This is a genomic window from Micrococcus sp. iso_26 (assembly GCF_056172975.1).
Genome location: NZ_CM149652.1, coordinates 666,763 through 686,589, shown reverse-complemented (window position 1 = coordinate 686,589; position 19,827 = coordinate 666,763). Strand labels below are relative to the sequence as shown.

The window sequence follows — 19,827 nt, the reverse complement described above, 5'->3', positions numbered from 1 at the left end:
CAGGCCGTCGCGCGCGCCACCAGGGCACGCGCACCACGGCCTGCCTGATAGCAGGGGGTGAAGTTCATCGCTGGGCACTCATGCTTCAGTGCTCATCGGGTACGCATCAGATCTCTGACCCGCCTTCATCTGTCGGTCTGTCAGCCGGTGCCTCCGCGGTGCGGCCCAGCGCGTCGGCGTCGACGGCGGACCGGAAGGCCCGCCCGAACGCGCGGCGGCGCAGGGCGAGGAGGAGGCAGTCCTCGCCGGGATGCAGCCACGCACCCCGGCCGGGACGGCGTCGTTCCGGGTCCCAGACGACGGATGGGGGTTCCGTCGAGGAGTCCAGGGCGACGCGCACCAGCTCTTGCTGGTCCGCCCTCGATCGGCATCCGATGCAGGTGCGCACGACCGTCCGAGACGTCATGCGTTCACCCCTCACGGGCGTCGGATCGAGAAAGGACCTCATCCATCCTAGCGCGTCCGGGCCCGGATCTGTTCCCGGGGACGGTCAGCGGCCCGGGGCGGAGGTGGTGACCCCGTCGCCGACGATGTCGATCCGCCAGCCCGTGAGCTTGGCCGCGAGGCGGGCGTTCTGGCCCTCCTTGCCGATGGCCAGGGACAGCTGGTACTCCGGCACCACGGCGCGGGCCGAGTGCTGGTCCGCGTCGAGGATCTCCACCGAGACGGTCGTGGCGGGCGAGAGGGCGTTGGCGATCATCGCGGCGGGGTCGTCCACGTGGTCGACGATGTCGATCTTCTCGTCGTTGAGCTCCGTCATGACGGCGCGCACGCGGCTGCCCATCTCCCCGATGGAGGCGCCCTTGGCGTTCACCCCGGGGCGGGTGGCGCGCACGGCCATCTTGGTGCGGTGGCCGGCCTCGCGGGCCAGCGCCGTGATCTCGACCGAGCCGTCCGCGATCTCCGGGACCTCGAGCTCGAAGAGCTTGCGCACGAGGCCGGGGTGCGAGCGGGACACCGTGACGGACGGGCCCTTGGCGCCGCGCGTCGCGGAGACCACGTAGGCGCGGATCCGGCGGCCGTGGGCGTAGTCCTCGCCGGGCACCTGCTCGGGCGGCGGGAGGACGGCCTCGAGGGTGCCGAGGTTCACCTGGACCATGTGGCGGTTCAGGCCCTGCTGGATGACGCCGGAGACGAGCTCGCCCTCCTTGTCCTTGAACTCGCCGAGGACCTTGTCGTCGTCCTCCTCGCGCATGCGCTGGATCATCACCTGGCGCGCCGTGGAGGCGGCCACCCGGCCGAAGCCGTTCGGGGTGTCGTCGAACTCGCCGATGGGCGTGTCGTCCTCGTCCAGCTCCGTGGCCCACACGGTGACGTGGCCGGTCGCGCGGTCGATCTCCACGCGGGCGCGCTTCAGGGCCCCCGGGGTGCGGTGGTACGCCATGAGCAGGGCCTGCTCGATGGTGGGGATGAGGCGGTCCATCGGGATCTCCCGCTCCGCCTCCAGCATGCGCAGCGCGCTCATGTCGATGTCCAACTCATGCCTCCGTGTGCTCGGCCGTGTCCTCGCCCGCGGCGGCGTCGGCGTCGCCGGCCTGCTGAGCGGGGCTCCACTCTACCTGCACGATCGCCGGACCGAGGCGGTCGAGGGCGACCCGCTCGGCGGGCAGCTCCTTGGCCTTCATGCCCTTCTTCGCGGGCGGGCGCACCACGGCCAGCTCGACGTCGTCGTCCGTCACGTCCTTCAGGCGGGCGGTCACGGGCGCGGCGCCGTCGACCGAGACCTCGACGAGACGGCCGACGTTGCGGGCGAAGTGGCGGGGCTCGGTGAGCGGGCGGTCCACGCCCGCGGTGGTGACCTCCAGCAGGTACTCCCCCGCGCCGACGCCGGGCACGTGGTCGCCCAGGGCGTCGAGGGCGGCGGAGACCCGGCCGGAGAGGCGGGCGACGTCGTCCAGGCTCAGGCCCTGGGTGCCCGAGGCGCGATCGAGGACCACCTCGACGGTGCGGTGCTCGGCGGTGCCCGTGGCACGCACCTGCTCCACCACCACGTCGTCGGCCGCCAGGGCCTCCTCGACGCGGGTGCGCAGCTCGGCGAGGTCGTCGCGGCGGTCGGTGCTGTCCATGGGGTGCCTCACTCGTCGGGTCGGGGCCGCCGCGTCACGCGGGCGGGGGCCGGGGTCGGGATCCGGGGCCGAGCCTACCGGCGGCCCACGGCGGGGCCGAGTGCTCCCGGCCGGGTCGGACGGGCCGCGGTCAGCCCAGCAGCGGGGCGAGGGTGTCCGCGCCGACCTTGACGATGAGCGCGGTCACCACCGTGAGGTACACCACGCGGATGAAGCCGGTGCCGCGGGCGATCGCCATGCGGGCCCCCACGTAGCCGCCCACCAGGTTGGCCACGCCGAGCAGCAGCCCCAGGCCCAGCACCGCGTGCCCCGAGGGCACGAAGTACGCGAGCGCGCCGAGGTTGGTCGCGAGGTTGACCACCTTCGCCTGTGCCGAGGCGTGCAGGAAGTCGAACTTGAGCAGCAGGACCAGCCCCAGGATGAGGAACGTGCCCGTGCCGGGGCCGAGGACCCCGTCGTAGAAGCCCACCGCCGCGCCGAGCGCCACGGCGCGGGCCAGCGCGGTGCTCCGCCGCGGTCCCACGCCGGCGACCTGCCCGAGGCCAGGGCGCACGGCCGTGAACACGGCGACGGCGATCAACGCCACCAGGATCACGGGCCGGATCACGCCGGCCGGCAGATGCGCGGCGACCACGGCCCCGCCCAGGGCCGCCGCGAAGGCGACGGCGGCCATCGGCAGTGCGGTGGACAGATCCTGCCGCAGGCGCCGCCGGTAGGTGAGCGCCGACGTCGCCGTGCCGAACACCGAGCCGAGCTTGTTGGTGGCCAGGGCCTGGATCGGGCTCAGCCCGGGCACCAGCAGCAGGGCCGGCAGCTGCAGGAGCCCGCCCCCGCCCACGACGGCGTCGATCCAGCCCGCCGCGAAGCCCGCGGCGAGCACGAGGACGAGCAGCCCGGCGGTCAGCTCGACGGCGCCGAACCACTCAGCGCCCGTCGCGCACCTCCGCGAGCACCGCCGCGACGGCCCCGTCCACGGGCACGGGGCGCGCCTCGCCGGTGGCACGGTCCTTGAGCTCGAGCTCGCCGTCCGCCAGGCCGCGGCCGATCACCACGGTGGTGGGCACGCCGATGAGCTCGGCGTCCTTGAACTTCACGCCCGGGCTGACCTTCGGACGGTCGTCCACGAGCACGGTCAGGCCCTCGGCCTCGAGGCCCGCGGCGAGGGTCTCGGCGGCGGCGAGGCCGTCCTCGCCCTTCGTGGCGACGACGACGTGCACGTCCGCCGGGGCCACCGCGCGCGGCCACGCCAGGCCCTTGTCGTCGTGGTAGCGCTCGGCGATCGCGGCGACGGCGCGCGTGATGCCGATGCCGTAGGAGCCCATGGTCACCACGACCTGCTTGCCGTGGACGTCGAGGACCTTCAGGTCGAGGGCCTCGGCGTACTTGCGGCCGAGCTGGAAGATGTGGCCCATCTCCATGCCGCGGCGGGTGTGCAGCGGGCCGGAGCCGTCGGGGGCCTCGTCGCCCTCACGCACCGCGGTGGCCTCGAGCACGCCGTCCCACGTGAAGTCGCGGCCGGCCACGAGGCCGAACACGTGGCGCTGGTCCGCGTTCGCGCCGGTGATCCACGCCGTGCCGGGGGCGATGCGCGGGTCCACGAAGAAGGGCAGGCCCGAGACGGAGTCCTCCGCGCCGAGCACCGGGGTGCCCTCGACCGCGTCGACGGCCGCGGGGCCGATGTAGCCCTTCACCAGGGCCGGGTGCGCGGCCAGGTCCGCGGCGGTCGCGGCCTCGAGCGTGGGCTCGCCGACCACGCCGAGTGCCGGGCCCACGGAGGCCTCGAGACGCTTGAGGTCCACCTCCCGGTCGCCGGGCACGCCCACGACGAACGGGCGGCGCTCACCGCCGTCCACCACCGCGGTGACCACGACGCACTTGAGCGTGTCCGCGGCGGTCCACGGCTCGCCCTCGCGCGGGGCCAGCTGGTTGGCGACGTCCACGAGCGCGGCAATGGTGGTGGAGACCGGGGTGTCCTTGACCTCGGCGGCGGGCAGGGCCGCCATGGCGGCCTCGTCCAGCGGGGCGGGGGCCACCGTGGTGACGGCCTCGACGTTGGCCCGGTAGCCGCCGTCGGATTCGACGAAGGTGTCCTCGCCCACCTCGGTCGGGTGCAGGAACTCCTCGGAGCGGGAGCCGCCCATCGCACCGGAGGTGGCCCGCACCGGCACGACCTCGAGGCCGAGGCGGTCGAAGATCCGCAGGTAGGCGGCCCGGTGGGCCTCGTACGCGGCGTCCAGGCCGGCGTCGTCCACCGTGAAGGAGTAGGAGTCCTTCATGATGAACTCGCGCCCGCGGAGCAGGCCGGCGCGCGGGCGGGCCTCGTCACGGTACTTGGTCTGGATCTGGTACAGGTACGCGGGCAGGTCCTTGTACGAGGAGTACAGGTCCTTCACCAGGAGCGTGAACATCTCCTCGTGCGTGGGGGCCAGGAGGTAGTCATTGCCCCTGCGGTCCTGCAGGCGGAACAGCCCGTCGCCGTACTCGTCCCAGCGCCCCGTGGCCTCGTAGGGCTCCCGCGGCAGCAGCGCCGGGAAGTGCACCTCCTGGGCGCCGATCGCGTCCATCTCCTCGCGCACGATCCGCTCCACCTGGGCCAGCACCTTCAGGCCCAGCGGCAGCCACGAGTAGATGCCCGGGGCCGCGCGACGGATGTACCCGGCACGGACGAGGAGCCTGTGGCTCGCCACCTCGGCCTCCGCCGGGTCGTCGCGCAGGGTGCGCAGGAACAGGGTGGACATGCGCAGGGGCATGACGGGGCCTCCTCGGACGGGCTCGCGCGGTCGGGGGCGGCGCGCGGGACGGGACGACGCCGGCACGGGGGTGCCCGGCGTCCTGACCGCCGATCCTATCGCCCGCGCAGGTCCGCCGGGTCAGTACAGGACGGTCGCGAACGTGCCGCGCCGTTCGAACCCCACGCGCTCGTACGTGCGCAGCGCGGGGGTGTTGTACGCGTTGACATAGAGGCTGACCACGGGCGCCTGGAGGCGCACGTAGTCCACGACGGCGGCCATCGCCGACGCCGCCAGACCTCGGCCCCGCGCGGCGGGGGCCATCCACACGCCCTGGATCTGGGCGCACCGGGAGGAGAGCAGCCCGATGTCCGCCTTGAAGCGCAGCGGGCCGCCCGCGTCGCGCGGGCCCGGGTCGATGAAGACGCGCCCGGTGTGGATCAGCCGCTCGACCCGGTCCCGGTACTGGGCCGCGCCCCCGGCGAACGGGGAGAAGCCGAGCTCCTCCTCGAACATCGCCGCGCTGGCCGGCAGGACGCGCGCGAAGTCGTGTGGCTGCGCCTGCACCACGTGCGGGTTCGAGGCGATCCCCCCGGCCGTGCCCAGCACGAGCAGCGGCTGGTCGGCGCGCACGGACCGGGACCGGTGGCCCGCGGCGGCGAGGGCCTCGCCGGCGGCCAGCACGGGACCGGCCGGGCCGTAGATCGACCCGTACCGGCGGCGCAGGGCGGCGGTCGCCGCGCCGAGCGCCTCCGCGTCGCCCGGCGCCCAGCCCGCGTCCGGGGCCTCGGACGCGGCGACCGGCACCACGTTCGAGCCGATCCAGACGGCCGCGCGCAGCCCCCCGGCGCCCCGGGCGTCGTCGATCCCGAGGAACAGGGTGCCCGCCGCTCCCCCGCGCGGGCCGGCCAGGCGGCCCGCCTCCAGCAGGGAGTCCACGAACACGTTGGACACGGGGGCGCGGGCGGACAGGGCCGCGAGCGCGGCAGTGTCCGCGTCGGTCAGCAGGCGGACGCGGTCTCCCGTGGCGGCCCGGACCTCCCGGTCAGTGGACGGAGACCACCGGGGCACCGGCGGCAGCCTGGTCACCGCCGTCCTCCCCCAGGTCCATCTCACCGGCGATCCGGTTGGCCTCCTCGATGAGGGTCTCCACGATCTGATCCTCGGGCACGGTGCGGATGACCTCGCCCTTGACGAAGATCTGGCCCTTGCCGTTGCCGGAGGCGACGCCGAGGTCGGCCTCGCGGGCCTCGCCCGGCCCGTTGACGACGCAGCCCATGACGGCCACCCGCAGCGGGACCTCGAGGTCCTGGAGGCCCTCGGTGACCTGCTCGGCCAGCGTGTACACGTCCACCTGGGCGCGGCCGCACGAGGGGCAGGAGACGATCTCGAGCTTGCGCTCGCGCAGGTTCAGGGACTGCAGGATCTGCAGGCCCACCTTGACCTCCTCGACGGGCGGCGCGGAGAGGGAGACGCGGATGGTGTCGCCGATGCCCTGGCCGAGCAGGTAGCCGAAGGCGGTGGCGGACTTGATGGTGCCCTGGAAGGCCGGGCCGGCCTCGGTGACCCCGAGGTGCAGCGGCCAGTCACCCTGCTCGGCGAGCAGCTCATAGGCGCGGGCCATGATCACCGGGTCGTTGTGCTTGACGGAGATCTTGAAGTCCTTGAAGCCGTGCTCCTCGAAGAGGGAGGCCTCCCAGACCGCGGACTCGACGAGGGCCTCCGGGGTGGCCTTGCCGTACTTCTTCAGCAGACGCGGATCCAGGGAACCGGCGTTGACGCCGATGCGGATGGAGGTGCCGTGGTCCGAGGCGGCCTGCGCGATCTCCTTGACCTTGTCGTCGAACTTCTTGATGTTGCCCGGGTTCACGCGCACGGCGCCGCAGCCGGCCTCGATCGCCGCGAACACGTACTTCGGCTGGAAGTGGATGTCCGCGATCACGGGGATGGTGGACTGCTGGGCGATGACCTTGAGGGCCTCGGCGTCCTTGTCCGTGGGGCAGGCCACGCGGACGATGTCGCAGCCGGCGGCCGTGAGCTCGGCGATCTGCTGCAGGGTCGCGCCGATGTCGTGCGTCTTGGTGGTGGTCATCGACTGCACCGAGACGGGGTGCTGCGAGCCGACGCCCACCGAGCCCACCTGGATCTGCCGGGTGGTGCGGCGCGGGGCCAGCACGGGCGGCGGGGCGGACGGCATTCCAAGGCTGACGGGCACGGGGGCGCTCCTCATGGGTTCTCGGGGTCGACGGTGCGGGGCCGCCGGGTTCTCCGGTCCATCCTAGGCGCGCGGGTGCCCCGGGGCGCGGGGCGACCGCCCACGGCGAACGGGCCGGGCTCAGAACAGCCGGACCGGCTCCACGATGTCCGCCACGATCAGGAGGACGCCCATGAGCAGCATCGCCCCACCCACCGCGTAGGTCAGCGGCAGCATGCGGGCCAGGTCGAACGGCCCCGGGTCGGGGCGGCCCGTGATCCGGGCCCAGCCGCGGCGCACCGCCTCCCACAGGGCGCCGGCCACGTGGCCGCCGTCGAGCGGGAGCAGCGGGATGAGGTTGAACACCATGAGCGCCACGTTCACGCCCGCGAGCAGGGACAGCAGCAGGGCGGCCTTGTCCGTCAGCGTGGCCTCCTCGAGGGCCGCCGCCTCCCCGGCGATCCGGCCGACCCCCACCACAGACATCGGGCCGTCCGGGTCGCGCTCGGCCGGGGTCACCACGGCGACGGCGGTGTCCCACAGCCGCTGCGGCAGCACGAGGACGACGTCGACGACGCCCCGCACCTGCTGGGCCACGAGCGGGCCGGCGTCGAGCGGGGTGCCGCGGACCGTCTCGAGCTGCGCGCCCATGCCGATGAACCCGACCTCGTGGGTCGCGACGGTCCCGTCCGGGGCCCGCTCGGGCCGGCCCAGCGCGTCCGTCACGGGCCGTTCCGTCAGGCGCGGGGTCAGGGTGGCGCTCATCCGCTCGCCGTCGCGCTCCCACTCGATCCGGGTGGGCTGTCCGGCGCGGTCCCGGATCGCGGCGGAGAGGGCATCCCAGTCGGAGACCGGCTGCCCGTCGAAGGCGAGCACGGTGTCCCCGGGGCGCAGTCCCGCCTCGTGGGCGGGCCCGGCGGGATCGCCCGGGCGGCAGTCCTCTGTCCCGCCGGAGGCGGCGCGGGCCTGCTGCTCCTGCGTCGTGACCACGCACCGGAAGACCTCGGCGACGGTGGTGCTCGGCTGCGAGGTGCCCACCGTGGTGACCAGCAGGGCGGTGACGCCGAGGGCGATGAGCAGGTTCATGAACGGCCCGCCGAGCATGATCACCACGCGCTTCCACACCGGCAGAGCCAGGAAGCGGCGGTGCTCGTCGCCGGGGCGGACCTCCTCGGCGGCCTGGGCCCGGGCGTCGTCGGCGATGCGGCCCAGCTGCTGGACGAAGCCCGTGGACGCCGTGCGGGGCGTCTGCCCGGGCCGCGGCGGGGGCAGCATCCCGATCATCGCGACGTAGCCGCCCAGCGGGACGGCCTTGAACCCGTACTCCGTCTCCCCGCGGCGCCACGAGACGAGCGTCGGGCCGAAGCCGATCATGTACTGCGTGACGCGCACGCCGAAGAGCTTGGCCGGGACGAGGTGGCCGACCTCGTGCAGGGCGATCGAGACCGCCAGGCCCAGCGCGACCGCGAGGACACCCGCGACGTACCAGAGGATCTCCACGACGGTCACCAGCGGGCCCGCGCCGCACGGCGCGCCCAGATCTCGGCGGCGAGCACGGCGTCCACGGTGAGCGCCGTCGGCGCGGGGTCGTGGCCGGCCGCGGCGAGCACGTCCTCGGGGGCGTAGTCGGCGACGACGGCGCGGACCGTGTCCACGATCCCGTCGAAGGGCAGGGCGCCGGCGTGGAAGGCGTCCACCGCCTCCTCGTTGGCGGCGTTGAACACGGCCATGTGGGTGGGCGAGGCGGCCGCCGCCTCCTTCGCGGCCCGCACGGCGGGGAAGGCCTCCTCGTCGAGGGGCTCGAAGGTCCAGGTGGCCGCCCGCGTCCAGTCGCAGGCCGGGGCCGCGCCCGGGAGCCGGCGCGGCCAGCACAGCCCGAGGGCGATGGGCAGGCGCATGTCCGGCGGGGAGGCCTGGGCGAGCGTGGACCCGTCGACGAACTCGACCATCGAGTGCACGACGGACTGCGGGTGGACCACGACGTCGATCCGGTCCAGGGGTACGTCGAACAGCAGGTGGGCCTCGATCACCTCGAGGGCCTTGTTCACGAGGGAGGCGGAGTTGGTGGTGACGACGCGGCCCATGTCCCACGTGGGGTGGGCGAGGGCCTGGGCGGGGGTGACCGCGTGCAGGGCGGCGCGGTCCAGGCCCCGGAACGGCCCGCCCGAGGCCGTGAGCACGAGGCGGCGGACCTCGTCCGCCGTGCCGCCGCGCAGCGCCTGCGCGAGCGCGGAGTGCTCGGAGTCCACCGGCACGAGCTGCCCTGGTGCCGCGGCGGCCTTCACGAGGGCCCCGCCGACGATGAGCGACTCCTTGTTGGCCAGGGCCAGGCGGTGGCCGGCGTGCAGCGCGGCGAGGGTGGGCCGCAGGCCGATCGAGCCCGTGATCCCGTTCAGCACGGTGTCGGCGCCGGGCCACGCGGCGATCTGCTCGGCGGCGCACGGACCGGTGAACAGCACGGGCCGGGGGGCCGGGCGCCCGAGGCGGGCGGCGGCGTCGGCGAGGGCGGCCCGCAGCTCCCCCTCCCCCGCCGCGGCGGAGCCCACCGCCTCGACCTCGAAGCGCACGGCCTGCTCGGCCAGCAGGGTCGTGTTCGCCCCGCCCGCGAGCGCGACGGCCCGGAGCCGGGCGGGGTCCTGGGCGATCACGTCGAGGCCCTGGGTGCCGATCGAGCCCGTGGAGCCGATCAGGGCGACGGCGCGCGGGACGCCGCCGTCGTGCGCCGGGGCGGGGGCGGGAAGCGTGTAGTCGGTGAGGGATCCGTGCGTCACCCCGCCATGATGCCAGCCGGGCCTGGACACGGACGGGGGGCCGGCCGGACGGACGCCGCACCGCGACGTCCCGCCCCGCCGGCCCCCGTGGGACCGGGTCAGCTGCGGATCAGTGCTGCACCGGCTTTTCGGCGCCGATGCCGGTGAGGGAGCGGACCTCCATCTCGGCCTGCTTGTCCGGGTCCTCGGCACGCGACGAGGTCACCGAGCCGAGCCAGCCGAGGAAGAAGGCCAGCGGGATGGAGACGATGCCCGGGTTCTTCAGCGGGAACACCGCGAAGTCCGCGCCCGGGATCATCGAGGTCGGCGTCCCGGACATCACCGGGGACAGGACGATCAGGATGATCGCGGAGAGCAGTCCGCCGTACATCGACCACACCGCGCCGCGGGTGGTGAAGCGCCGCCAGAACAGGGAGTAGAGGATGGTCGGCAGGTTCGCCGAGGCCGCCACCGCGAAGGCGAGCGCCACGAGGAACGCCACGTTCTGGCCCTGGGCGGCGATGCCGCCGACGATCGCCAGGACGCCGATCACCACCACGGTGATCTTGCCGATCCGCACCTCCTCCTGCGGGGTGAGCGGGTGCTTGGCGATCACGGAGCCGTACACGTCGTGGGCGAAGGACGCCGCCGCCGTGATGGCCAGGCCCGCGACCACCGCGAGGATGGTGGCGAACGCGACCGCCGAGATCAGGCCCAGCAGGATGGAGCCGCCGAGCTCGAACGCCAGGAGCGGGGCCGCGGAGTTCTGCCCGCCGGGCGCGGCCAGGATGCGCTCGGGGCCGATCAGCGCGCCGGCGCCGTAGCCCAGCACGAGGGTGAACAGGTAGAACGCGCCGATGAGGACGATGGCCCACACCACGGACTTGCGCGCCTCCTTGGCGGTGGGCACCGTGTAGAACCGCATGAGCACGTGCGGCAGGCCGGCGGTGCCGAGCACGAGCGCGATGCCCAGGGACACGAAGTCGAGGCGGGTCAGCGCGCTGGCGCCGTACTGCAGGCCCGGCTCGAGGATCGCCTCGCCCTTCGGGTGCATCTCGACGGCGGCCCCCAGCATGGCGTTGAAGTCGAAGCCGAACAGGGCCAGTGACCACACGGTCATGATCCCCGCGCCGGCGATCAGCAGGATCGCCTTGATGATCTGCACGTAGGTGGTGCCCTTCATGCCGCCGATCAGCACGTAGACGATCATCAGCACGCCCACGATCACGATCACGAGGGCCTGGCCGGCCCGGTCGTTGATGTTCAGCAGCAGGGACACCAGGCCGCCGGCGCCGGCCATCTGGGCCAGGAGGTAGAAGAGGCAGACGGCCATGGTGCCGAAGGCGGCGGCGATGCGCACGGGACGCTGCTGCAGGCGGAAGGACAGCACGTCCGCCATGGTGAACTTGCCGGTGTTGCGCAGCAGCTCGGCCACCAGCAGCAGGGCCACGAGCCACGCCACGAGGAAGCCGATCGAGTAGAGGAAGCCGTCGTAGCCGTAGAGGGCGATCGCGCCCACGATGCCCAGGAACGAGGCCGCGGAGAGGTAGTCACCCGCGATGGCCGTGCCGTTCTGGGTGCCGGAGAAGCCGCGGCCGCCGGCGTAGTAGTCGGCCGAGGACGCGTTCGTCTTGGACGCGCGGATCACGATCACGAGGGTGACCACCACGAAGGCGACGAAGATGCCGATGTTCACGGCGGGGTTGCCGACCGTCTGCGGGGCGGCCTGGAGCAGGGGGGTGAGCGCGCTCATCGCGTGGCCTCCGGGTTCTCGTGGGCGCCGGCGGCCTCGCGCTCGAGGCGCTCACGCAGCGCGGTGGCGCGGGGGTCCAGGGTCCGGTTGGAGAAACGGACGTAGGCGAAGGTGATCAGGAACGTGGTGACGAACTGGAGCAGGCCGAGGATCAGGCCGAGGGTGATGTTGCCGCCGAGGCGGATCGCCATGAACTCGGGGAAGAACGCGCCGACGATCACGAACACCAGGTACCAGACGAAGAACGCCACGGTCATGGGGAAGGCGAAGGATCGGTGGGTGCGCCGGAGCTCGATGAACTCCTCGGACTGCTGCGCGGCGCGGAACTGCGCGGCCGTGGGGACCGGCGCCGTGGGCTCGCTGGATGACATGGGCCCTCCGGGGGTGCGTAGGACGGATCAGTGTGAGACAGATCACTGTGATGACAACCACACTCTGGCGGGCGGAGGGGTGCGCCGTCAAGCGCGCCCCGGGGCCGTGCGCCCGTGTGACAGCCCCGGGGCGCAGCCGTGCGGACGCGGACGCGCCCCGACGGCACGGGGCCGCCGGGGCGCGGAGCCGCCGAGGAGCCGGTCAGGCGCTCGCCGGCCGGGGCGCGTCCGCGCGGCGCAGGACCGCGCGGGCCTGGGCGAGGACCACCTCGTCGACCATCGCCCCGTCCAGCTCGAAGGCCCCGTGTCGGCCCTCGGCCGCGGCGAGGACGCGCCGGGCGCGCTCGACGGCCTCCGGGGCGGGCGTGTAGGCGGAGCGCACGACGGGCACCTGGCGCGGGTGCAGGCACACGGTCGCGGTGCAGCCCAGGGCGACGGCGTCCTCGGCCTCGGCGGCCAGCCCGGCCTCGTCGCCGAGGTCCAGGTGGACGGCGTCCCATGCGGCCGCGCCGTGGGCGGCCGCCGCCAGCAGCACCGTCGCGCGGGCGTGCTGGACCACGGAGCGGTAGGCGCCCTCGGGGGTGCGGGAGGAGCTGCCGCCCATCGACGCCACGAGGTCCTCGGCGCCCCACATCAGCGCACCCACGTGCGGGTGGGCGGCCAGGTCGGCGGCGGCGAGGATCCCGGCCGCGGTCTCGCATAGGGCGACGACGCGGGTCTGCGGTCCGAGGGCGGCGACGACCCCGTCCACCTGCGCGGCGGACTCGGCCTTGGCGAGCATGAGCGTGCGCCAGCCCGTCCCGGCGAGCATGGCCAGGTCGGCGTCGTGGTCCGCGGTGCCCGCGGGGTTCACGCGGACCACCACGCGGTCCTCGTCCAGCGGGCCGCCGTCGACCCCGCCCGTCGCCCGCCCCGCCCAGGCCGCCGCGACGGCGTCCCGCGCGGTGGGCCGGGCGTCCGGGGTGACGGCGTCCTCGAGGTCGAGGATCACCGCGTCCGCGCGCTCGAGCGCCGTGGCGTACCGCTCGGGGCGGTCCGCCGGGGTGAACATGACGGCCGGTCCGAGGGTCAGCGCGCTCATGCCCGCTCCCCCGTGCCTGCGGCGTCGGCGGCCTTCGCCTTGGCCTCCGCGTGCGCCTGCGCGGTCCACATCAGACAGGTGCGCTGGGCGCGGACGACGACGTCGCCGTGCTGGTTCTCCCCCGTCATCGCGAACGTGACGATCCGCTGCCCCGGCCGCGAGGAGGACTCGCGGATCGCGGTGACCTCGGAGCGCCCGTAGAGCGTGTCCCCGTGGAAGACCGGCTTCGGGAACGCGATCTCCCCCAGGCCGAGCTGGGCCACGAGCGTGCCCTGTGTGGTCTGCCCGACGGCGAGGCCCACCAGGGTGGACAGCGTCAGCATCGAGTTGACCAGCGGTCGGCCGAACGGCTGGTCCGCCGCGTACGCGTGGTCCAGGTGCAGGGCCTGCGGGTTCATGGTGAGGGTGGTGAACAGGACGTTGTCCGCCTCGGTGAGCGTGCGGCCGGGCCGGTGCAGGTAGACCTGACCGACCGCCAGCTCGTCCGCGTAGCGGCCCCGCTGCTCGATCTCGACGCGCTCCGTCACGTCAGAGGCCCAGCTCGCGGGCGATCAGCATGAGCTGCACCTCGGTGGTGCCCTCGCCGACCTCGAGGATCTTGGAGTCGCGGTAGTGACGGGCAACGAGGGTCTCGTTCATGAAGCCGTAGCCGCCGAACACCTGGGTGGCGTCCCGGGCGTTGTCCATGGCGGCCTCGCCGGCGATCAGCTTGGCCATGGCGGCCTCGGTCTTGAACGGCTTGCCGGCCAGCATCTTCTGGGCGGCCTCGTAGTAGGCCAGGCGGGCGGCGTGCGCGCGGGCCTGCATGCGGGCGATCTTGAAGGACACGGCCTGGAACTGCCCGATCTTCTGGCCGAACGAGGTCCGCTGCTTGGCGTAGGCGACCGACTCGTCCACGCAGCCCTGGGCCGCGCCGGTGGCCAGGGCCGCGATGGCGATACGGCCCTCGTCGAGGATCTCGAGGAAGTGGGCGAAGCCGCGGCCGCGGGCGCCCAGCAGGTTCTCCTCCGGCACGCGCACGTCCGAGAAGTGCAGGGCGTGGGTGTCCGAGGAGTTCCAGCCGACCTTGTCGTAGGCCTTGGCCACGGAGAAGCCCTCGGTGCCGGCGGGCACGAGGATCGTGGAGATCTCCTTGGCGGGGCGGCCGTCGTGGCCGGTCCTGCCCTCCACGGTGCCGGTCACGGCGGTGACGGTGACGAGCGAGGTGATGTCCGTGCCGGAGTTGGTGATGAACTCCTTGGCGCCGTTGATGCGCCACTGGCCGTCCTCGAGCGCGGCGGTGGTCTGGGTGCCGCCGGCGTCGGAGCCCGCGCCCGGCTCGGTGAGGCCGAAGCCGGCCAGGTGCGTGCCGGCCACGAGGTCCGGCAGCCAGCGCTGCTTCTGCTCCTCGGTGCCGAACTTCAGCAGCGGCATGGCGCCCAGGGAGACGCCGGCCTCGAGGGTGATGGCCACGGACTGGTTGACGCGGCCGAGCTGCTCGAGGGCCAGGGCCAGGGCGAAGTAGTCGCCGCCCATGCCGCCGTACTCCTCGGGGAACGGGAGGCCGAACAGGCCCATCTCGCCCATCTGGGCCACGATCTCGTACGGGAACTCGTGCTGGGCGTCCAGCTCGGCGGAGACCGGGGCCACGACCTCGTCGGCGAACTCGCGGACGGTGTCGGAGAGGACCTGGTAGTCCTCCTCGAGGGCGGGCAGGGTGCGGTGCTTGGTGCTCATGGTCCTCTCCTGTTCTCAGGTGTTCTCTGCGGGTGCTGCGTGCTCGGTGGGCTCGACGACGGCGATCAACGCCTGCGCGGCCACGGCGTCGCCCTCGGCGACGTGGACGGTCACGACGCCGGCGACGGCGGCCGTGACGGGGTGCTCCATCTTCATGGCCTCGACCACCGCCAGCTCCTGGCCCGCGGCCACGGTGTCCCCGGTGGCCACGGACACGGCGACGACGGTGCCCGGCATGGGCGTGCGGGCCTCGGGGGACGCTGCGCCGGCCGGGGCACGACGCGCGGCCGCGGCCGCGCGGGCGGCCTCGACCACCTCGGCCCGGGTGAGGCGGCGGACCTGCCACGCGGCGCCGTCGCGGTGCAGCCACGCTGAGCGTGGGTCCCGCGGGTCACCGGCCAGGAGGTTGACGCCCGCCAGGGCTCCGGCGTCCTCGTCCACCTCGGCGTCGGCGGCGGGGGCGGTGAGGATGCGGTCCTCGTCCCCGACCCGCACGCGCATCCCGGGCTGCGGGGCGCCGGCGCCGCGCCAGCCGTCCGCCCGGGCCCACGCGGTGCCGGCCGCGCGCTGCTCGGCGGCGGCCGCGTCCTCGGACACGTCGGCCAGGGCCTCGGCCGCGAGCGCGGCGAGGTCCTCGGGCAGCGCGGGGGCGGTCCACGCCTCGAGGCCGTCGATCAGCTCGGTGGTGAGCCGGCCGGCCCGCACGTCCGCGCGGGCCGCGAGCTCGCGCAGCCAGCCCAGGTTGGAGCGGACGCCGAACAGCACGGTGTCCGCGAGCGCGGCGTCGAGCCGGTCGAGGGCCTCGGCGCGGTCGGCGCCGCGGGTGATGAGCTTGGCGATCATCGGGTCGTAGAAGCCGGTGATCTCGGGCTGTGCGCCGTCGACGTCCACGGGGTCCACGGCGCCGGCGGCGGTGGCGGGCCGCGCCTGCGGCCCGGAGCCGAACGCGCGCTCCTCGGACGGCCGGGAGGGCAGCAGGAGCGTGTCGACGCGGACGCCCTCGCCGGCGGGCTCGCGCCAGCGCAGCACCGGCCCGGTGGAGGGCAGGAAGCCGTTCGCGGGGTCCTCCGCGTAGACGCGGGCCTCGACGGCGGCGCCGTCGAGGCTCACGTCCGCCTGGGCGAAGCCGAGCGGCTCCCCCGCCGCGATGCGCAGCTGCAGCTCCACGAAGTCCAGGCGTCGTCCGCGCACCCGGACGACCTCCTCGGAGACCGGGTGCTCCACCTGCAGGCGGGTGTTCATCTCCATGAAGAAGAACTCGTCCGGGTTCTCGTCCGAGACGAGGAACTCGACGGTGCCGGCGCCGCGGTAGCCCACGGACACGGCCGCGTCCACGGCGGCCCGGCCCAGGCGCTCGCGGAGCTCGGCCCCGTGCGCCAGCCCGGTCAGCAGGGGCGCGGGGGCCTCCTCGATCACCTTCTGGTGGCGGCGCTGCAGGGAGCACTCGCGCTCACCCAGGTGCACGGTGGCGCCGTGGGCGTCCGCGAACACCTGCACCTCGATGTGCCGGGGCGCGGTGATGAGCCGCTCGAGCAGCAGGGTGTCGTCGCCGAACGCCGAGCGCGCCGTGCGCCGGGCCGAGGCGAGGGCGCCGGGCAGCTCCTCGGCGGCGCGCACGGCCACCATGCCCTTGCCGCCGCCTCCCGCGGAGGGCTTGATCAGCAGCGGGAAGCCGACGTGCTCGGCCTCGGTCGTGATCTGCTCGTCGGTGAGCGTGGGGTCCTGGATGCCGGGGACCACCGGCACGTCGTACGCGGCCACGGTCTCCTTCGCCCGGATCTTGTCCGCCATCGCGTCGAGCGAGCCCACGGGAGGGCCCACGAACACGATGCCGGCCGCCTCCAGCGCGCGGGCGAAGTCGGCGTTCTCGGACAGGAAGCCGTAGCCGGGGTGCACGGCCTGGGCGCCGGTGCGGCGCGCGGCGTCGACGACGGCGTCGATGTCCAGGTAGGACTCGCGGGCCGGAGCCGGGCCGAGGCGGACCGCCGTGTCCGCCTCCCGGACGTGCCGCGCGTCGGCGTCGGCGTCGGAGTACACGGCCACCGAGCGGATGCCGAGGCGGCGCAGGGTGCGGATGACGCGCACGGCGATCTCGCCGCGGTTGGCCACCAGCACGGTGTCGAACAGGGGCGTCCCCTGGGCGTGGTTCTCGGTCACGGGTGCCTCACATGCGGAACAGGCCGAACCGGGAGTCCGGCAGCGGGGAACGGGAGATGACGTCGAGGGCCAGGGAGAGCACCCGGCGGGTCTGGCCGGGGGTGATCACCCCGTCGTCCCAGAGGCGGGCGGTGGAGTACAGGGGGCTGCCCTGGTCCTCGTACTGCCGACGGACCGGCGCCTGGAAGGCCTCGACCTCCTCGGAGGACATCGGCTCCTCCCCCGCGGCGGCCCGCTGGTCCTGCTTGATCTGCGTGAGCACGGAGGAGGCCTGCGGGCCGCCCATCACGGAGATGCGCGCGTTCGGCCACATCCACAGGAAGCGGGGTGAGTAGGCGCGGCCGCACATCGCGTAGTTGCCGGCGCCGAACGAGCCGCCGATCACCACGGTCAGCTTGGGCACGCGGGCGGTCGCGACGGCGGTGACCATCTTGGCGCCGTCGCGCGCGATGCCGCCGGCCTCCGCGTCCCGACCCACCATGAAGCCGGAGATGTTCTGCAGGAACAGCAGCGGGATGCCGCGCTGGTCGCACAGTTCGATGAAGTGCGCGCCCTTGCGGGCGGAGTCTCCGAACAGGATGCCGTTGTTGGCGAGGACGCCCACGGGGTGGCCGTCGATCCGCGCGAACGCGGTGACCAGGGTGGTGCCGTAGAGGGGCTTGAACTCGTGGACGGAGCCGCCGTCCACGAGGCGGTCGATCACCTCGCGCACGTCGTAAGGGGTGTTCACGTCCACGGGCACGACGCTGGTCAGCTCGGCCGGGTCCTTGGCGGGCTCCGCGGCGGGGGCGACCTCCCAGGCCGGCGCCTCGGCCGGGGGCAGGGTGGCCACGATGTCCCGGAGGATCTGCATGGCGTGCAGGTCGTCGTCCGCCAGGTGGTCCGCGACGCCGGAGCGCTCGGCGTGCAGCCGGCCGCCGCCGAGGTCCTCGGGCGAGACGTCCTCCCCGATCGCGGCCTTCACGAGCGGGGGGCCGCCGAGGAAGATGGTGCCCTGCTCGCGCACGATCACGGTCTCGTCCGACATGGCCGGCACGTACGCGCCGCCCGCCGTGGAGGAGCCGCACACCGCGGCCAGCTGCGGGATGCGCTGCGAGGAGAGCAGCGCCTGGTTCCGGAAGATGCGGCCGAAGTGCTCGCGGTCCGGGAAGACCTCGTCCTGGCGGGGCAGGAACGCGCCGCCGGAGTCCACGAGGTAGATGCACGGCAGGCGGTTCTCCAGGGCGATCTCCTGGGCCCGCAGGTGCTTCTTCACCGTCATGGGGTAGTAGGTGCCGCCCTTCACGGTGGCGTCGTTGCCGACCACCATCACGAGGCGGCCGTGGACCAGGCCGATGCCCGCCACGACGCCGGCGGCGGGGCTGTCCCCGCCGTACAGGCCGTGCGCGGCCAGCGCGCCGACCTCGAGGAAGGGCGAGCCCTCGTCGAGCAGCGCGTCGATGCGGTCCCGCACCAGCAGCTTGCCGCGGCCGGTGTGGCGCTCGCGCGAGCGCTCGGGCCCGCCGAGCGACGTGCGGGCGACGAGGTCGGCGAGCTCCTGCTCGAGCCGAGCGTGGCCGGCCGCGTTGCGCTCGGCCACGGTGGGCGCGGACTGCGCGGCCGGGGCCGGGGTGCTGGCGGTCATGAGACCCCCTTCAGTGAATGACGACTAACTGAACCGAGCCTCAGTGTAGTGACGATCGTCACTGACGTCGACCGGGCGCCCGGCGCGCCTCGTCTCGTCCTACAGTGGAACCCATGCCCGCCGCCGATCCCGCGTCCCCCGCCGCCCCGGCGACCCCGCCGACCGCCCGGGAGGCCGCCAAGGCCCGACGCCGGGTGGACCTGCTCGCGGCCGCGGCGCGACTGTTCGCGGCCCGGGGCTTCGACGCGGTCCGCCTCGAGGACATCGGCGCCGCGGTCGGGATCAGCGGCCCCGCCATCTACCGCCACTTCGCCGGCAAGGCCGCCGTGCTCACGGCGATCCTCGACACGGCCTCGCAGGACCTGCTGGACGGCGGGCTGGCCGCCGAGGCGCAGCACGCGCCGGGGGCGGAGACCCTGCGGGCCCTCATCGGCTTCCAGGCGGACTTCGCCCTCGCCCAGCGCGACGTGATCCGCGTGCAGGACCGCGACATGTCCGCCCTGCCCGACGGCGCGCGCACGGCCATCACGCGCACCCAGCGCGCCTACATCGACGTGTGGGCGCGCCAGCTGCAGGTCGTCCACCCCCGCGAGGACCAGGCCACCGCCGTGTTCCGCGCCCAGGCCGTGCTGGGCCTGCTCAACTCCACCCCCCGCTCGGTGCGGCGCACCGCGGCCGACCGCGCGGCCCGCCGCGCGACCCTCGTGGCCATGGCCTGGGCCGCGGCCACGGCCCCCGGGCCGCTGCCCGGCGGGGACTGAGCGGGCGGCACCGGCCCGGCGGGCCGGTGTCGTGCCCGGTGGTACGGTGGCCGGTACCCGCGACGGCGGACGCCGTCGAACCCCGCCCCGAGAGGTCCACCGCCGTGCTTCTTCGTGACGTCCGACCCGAGGATCTGGACGAGTTCTTTCTCCACCAGCAGGACGAGCAGGCCAACCTGATGTCCGCCTTCGCCCCCCGCAACCCCCGGGACCGCGGTGTCTTCGACTACCACTGGGCCCACCTGCTCGGGGACGAGGACACCGTCGTGCGGACCATCGAGCACGAGGGCCGCGCCGTGGGTGCGCTCGTGTGCACCCAGCAGGACGGCGTGGGCGAGCTGTCCTTCTGGACCGCGCAGGACTACTGGGGCCTGGGGCTGACGACCGCGGCCGTGGACCGGTTCCTGGAGGAGCACACCGCCCGCCCGCTGCGGGCGCACGTGCCCGAGGACAATGTGGGCTCCGTGAAGGTGCTCTCCCGCCGCGGCTTCGAGACCGTCGGCGAGGAGAAGGTCTTCTCCAACGCCCGTGCCGAGGTCATCACCGAGCTCGTGATGGAGCTGCCCGCCGCCGACTGAGCGCGCCCCGCGGCCCCCGCCGTGCCGGCGGCCGCACCGGTCTGCCA

18 protein-coding genes are annotated in these 19,827 nt (G+C 74.2%); 2 read left to right on the top strand and 16 right to left on the bottom strand.

The window, feature by feature from the left end; translation table 11 throughout:
* Positions 1–106: 106 nt before the first annotated feature.
* The 16 genes from AC0VX0_RS03175 to AC0VX0_RS03100 all read right to left on the bottom strand — a co-directional run bounded on the left by AC0VX0_RS03175 (position 107) and on the right by AC0VX0_RS03100 (position 18,441).
* Positions 107–406 carry a YlxR family protein gene (locus AC0VX0_RS03175; protein ID WP_223247521.1) on the bottom strand — a complete coding sequence of 100 codons (300 nt, stop codon included), beginning with the start codon at positions 404–406 and terminating at the stop codon, positions 107–109.
* A gap of 84 nt (positions 407–490) precedes the next feature.
* On the bottom strand, positions 491–1,477 hold the full coding sequence (nusA, locus tag AC0VX0_RS03170; RefSeq protein WP_036314069.1) for a transcription termination factor NusA: 987 nt from the start codon (positions 1,475–1,477) through the stop codon (positions 491–493).
* Between the two features lies 1 nt (position 1,478).
* The gene (locus tag AC0VX0_RS03165) at positions 1,479–2,066 is read right to left on the bottom strand and encodes a ribosome maturation factor RimP (protein ID WP_036314068.1); all 588 of its coding nucleotides are present in this window, start codon (positions 2,064–2,066) and stop codon (positions 1,479–1,481) included.
* Positions 2,067–2,196: 130 nt separating this feature from the next.
* Positions 2,197–2,946: a sulfite exporter TauE/SafE family protein gene (locus AC0VX0_RS03160; protein WP_170747680.1), complete on the bottom strand. Its 750-nt coding sequence runs from the start codon at positions 2,944–2,946 to the stop codon at positions 2,197–2,199.
* Positions 2,947–2,989: 43 nt separating this feature from the next.
* A complete protein-coding gene (locus AC0VX0_RS03155) occupies positions 2,990–4,816 on the bottom strand; it encodes a proline--tRNA ligase (RefSeq protein ID WP_144918993.1) in 1,827 nt (608 codons plus the stop codon).
* 120 nt (positions 4,817–4,936) lie between these two features.
* The gene (locus tag AC0VX0_RS03150) at positions 4,937–5,866 is read right to left on the bottom strand and encodes a GNAT family N-acetyltransferase (protein ID WP_144918992.1); all 930 of its coding nucleotides are present in this window, start codon (positions 5,864–5,866) and stop codon (positions 4,937–4,939) included.
* Positions 5,841–6,992, bottom strand: a complete 1,152-nt coding sequence (ispG, locus tag AC0VX0_RS03145; protein WP_036338390.1) for a flavodoxin-dependent (E)-4-hydroxy-3-methylbut-2-enyl-diphosphate synthase — start codon at positions 6,990–6,992, stop codon at positions 5,841–5,843. Before ispG ends, AC0VX0_RS03150 begins: the two co-directional genes overlap by 26 nt.
* 138 nt (positions 6,993–7,130) lie before the next feature.
* Positions 7,131–8,498 carry a M50 family metallopeptidase gene (locus AC0VX0_RS03140; RefSeq protein ID WP_036338393.1) on the bottom strand — a complete coding sequence of 456 codons (1,368 nt, stop codon included), beginning with the start codon at positions 8,496–8,498 and terminating at the stop codon, positions 7,131–7,133.
* Entirely contained in the window at positions 8,495–9,679 is a 1,185-nt protein-coding gene (dxr, locus tag AC0VX0_RS03135; RefSeq protein ID WP_186306106.1) for a 1-deoxy-D-xylulose-5-phosphate reductoisomerase, read from the bottom strand. The genes AC0VX0_RS03140 and dxr overlap by 4 nt, the downstream gene beginning before the upstream one ends.
* Positions 9,680–9,869: 190 nt before the next feature.
* Entirely contained in the window at positions 9,870–11,492 is a 1,623-nt protein-coding gene (locus AC0VX0_RS03130; protein WP_049147680.1) for a solute symporter family protein, read from the bottom strand.
* A complete protein-coding gene (locus AC0VX0_RS03125) occupies positions 11,489–11,863 on the bottom strand; it encodes a DUF485 domain-containing protein (protein ID WP_041104222.1) in 375 nt (124 codons plus the stop codon). Before AC0VX0_RS03125 ends, AC0VX0_RS03130 begins: the two co-directional genes overlap by 4 nt.
* A gap of 202 nt (positions 11,864–12,065) precedes the next feature.
* A complete protein-coding gene (locus AC0VX0_RS03120) occupies positions 12,066–12,944 on the bottom strand; it encodes an HpcH/HpaI aldolase/citrate lyase family protein (RefSeq protein WP_044658614.1) in 879 nt (292 codons plus the stop codon).
* A complete protein-coding gene (locus AC0VX0_RS03115; RefSeq protein ID WP_041104218.1) occupies positions 12,941–13,471 on the bottom strand; it encodes a MaoC family dehydratase in 531 nt (176 codons plus the stop codon). The genes AC0VX0_RS03120 and AC0VX0_RS03115 overlap by 4 nt, the downstream gene beginning before the upstream one ends.
* 1 nt (position 13,472) lies before the next feature.
* A complete protein-coding gene (locus tag AC0VX0_RS03110; RefSeq protein ID WP_041104216.1) occupies positions 13,473–14,660 on the bottom strand; it encodes an acyl-CoA dehydrogenase family protein in 1,188 nt (395 codons plus the stop codon).
* Between the two features lie 15 nt (positions 14,661–14,675).
* Entirely contained in the window at positions 14,676–16,817 is a 2,142-nt protein-coding gene (locus tag AC0VX0_RS03105; protein ID WP_144819445.1) for an acetyl/propionyl/methylcrotonyl-CoA carboxylase subunit alpha, read from the bottom strand.
* A gap of 7 nt (positions 16,818–16,824) precedes the next feature.
* Positions 16,825–18,441 carry a carboxyl transferase domain-containing protein gene (locus AC0VX0_RS03100; protein WP_041104212.1) on the bottom strand — a complete coding sequence of 539 codons (1,617 nt, stop codon included), beginning with the start codon at positions 18,439–18,441 and terminating at the stop codon, positions 16,825–16,827.
* A gap of 113 nt (positions 18,442–18,554) precedes the next feature.
* Here AC0VX0_RS03100 and AC0VX0_RS03095 point away from each other — a divergent pair, with 113 nt between their 5' ends.
* Together AC0VX0_RS03095 and AC0VX0_RS03090 are read left to right on the top strand one after the other, a co-directional pair.
* A complete protein-coding gene (locus tag AC0VX0_RS03095; protein WP_144818283.1) occupies positions 18,555–19,202 on the top strand; it encodes a TetR/AcrR family transcriptional regulator in 648 nt (215 codons plus the stop codon).
* 104 nt (positions 19,203–19,306) lie between these two features.
* Positions 19,307–19,780, top strand: coding sequence for a GNAT family N-acetyltransferase (locus AC0VX0_RS03090; protein WP_051995227.1), 474 nt, complete (start codon positions 19,307–19,309; stop codon positions 19,778–19,780).
* Positions 19,781–19,827: the final 47 nt, after the last annotated feature.

What these genes read in the sequence shown, in the direction of transcription:
- AC0VX0_RS03095 (WP_144818283.1), top strand. Translation starts at nt 18,555, where the DNA reads ATGCCCGCCGCCGATCCCGCGTCCCCCGCCGCCCCGGCGACCCCGCCG.
- AC0VX0_RS03100 (WP_041104212.1), bottom strand. Translation starts at nt 18,441, where the DNA reads ATGACCGCCAGCACCCCGGCCCCGGCCGCGCAGTCCGCGCCCACCGTG.
- AC0VX0_RS03155 (WP_144918993.1), bottom strand. Translation starts at nt 4,816, where the DNA reads ATGCCCCTGCGCATGTCCACCCTGTTCCTGCGCACCCTGCGCGACGAC.
- AC0VX0_RS03175 (WP_223247521.1), bottom strand. Translation starts at nt 406, where the DNA reads ATGACGTCTCGGACGGTCGTGCGCACCTGCATCGGATGCCGATCGAGG.
- ispG (WP_036338390.1), bottom strand. Translation starts at nt 6,992, where the DNA reads ATGCCGTCCGCCCCGCCGCCCGTGCTGGCCCCGCGCCGCACCACCCGG.
- AC0VX0_RS03120 (WP_044658614.1), bottom strand. Translation starts at nt 12,944, where the DNA reads ATGAGCGCGCTGACCCTCGGACCGGCCGTCATGTTCACCCCGGCGGAC.
- AC0VX0_RS03130 (WP_049147680.1), bottom strand. Translation starts at nt 11,492, where the DNA reads ATGAGCGCGCTCACCCCCCTGCTCCAGGCCGCCCCGCAGACGGTCGGC.
- AC0VX0_RS03165 (WP_036314068.1), bottom strand. Translation starts at nt 2,066, where the DNA reads ATGGACAGCACCGACCGCCGCGACGACCTCGCCGAGCTGCGCACCCGC.
- AC0VX0_RS03125 (WP_041104222.1), bottom strand. Translation starts at nt 11,863, where the DNA reads ATGTCATCCAGCGAGCCCACGGCGCCGGTCCCCACGGCCGCGCAGTTC.
- AC0VX0_RS03110 (WP_041104216.1), bottom strand. Translation starts at nt 14,660, where the DNA reads ATGAGCACCAAGCACCGCACCCTGCCCGCCCTCGAGGAGGACTACCAG.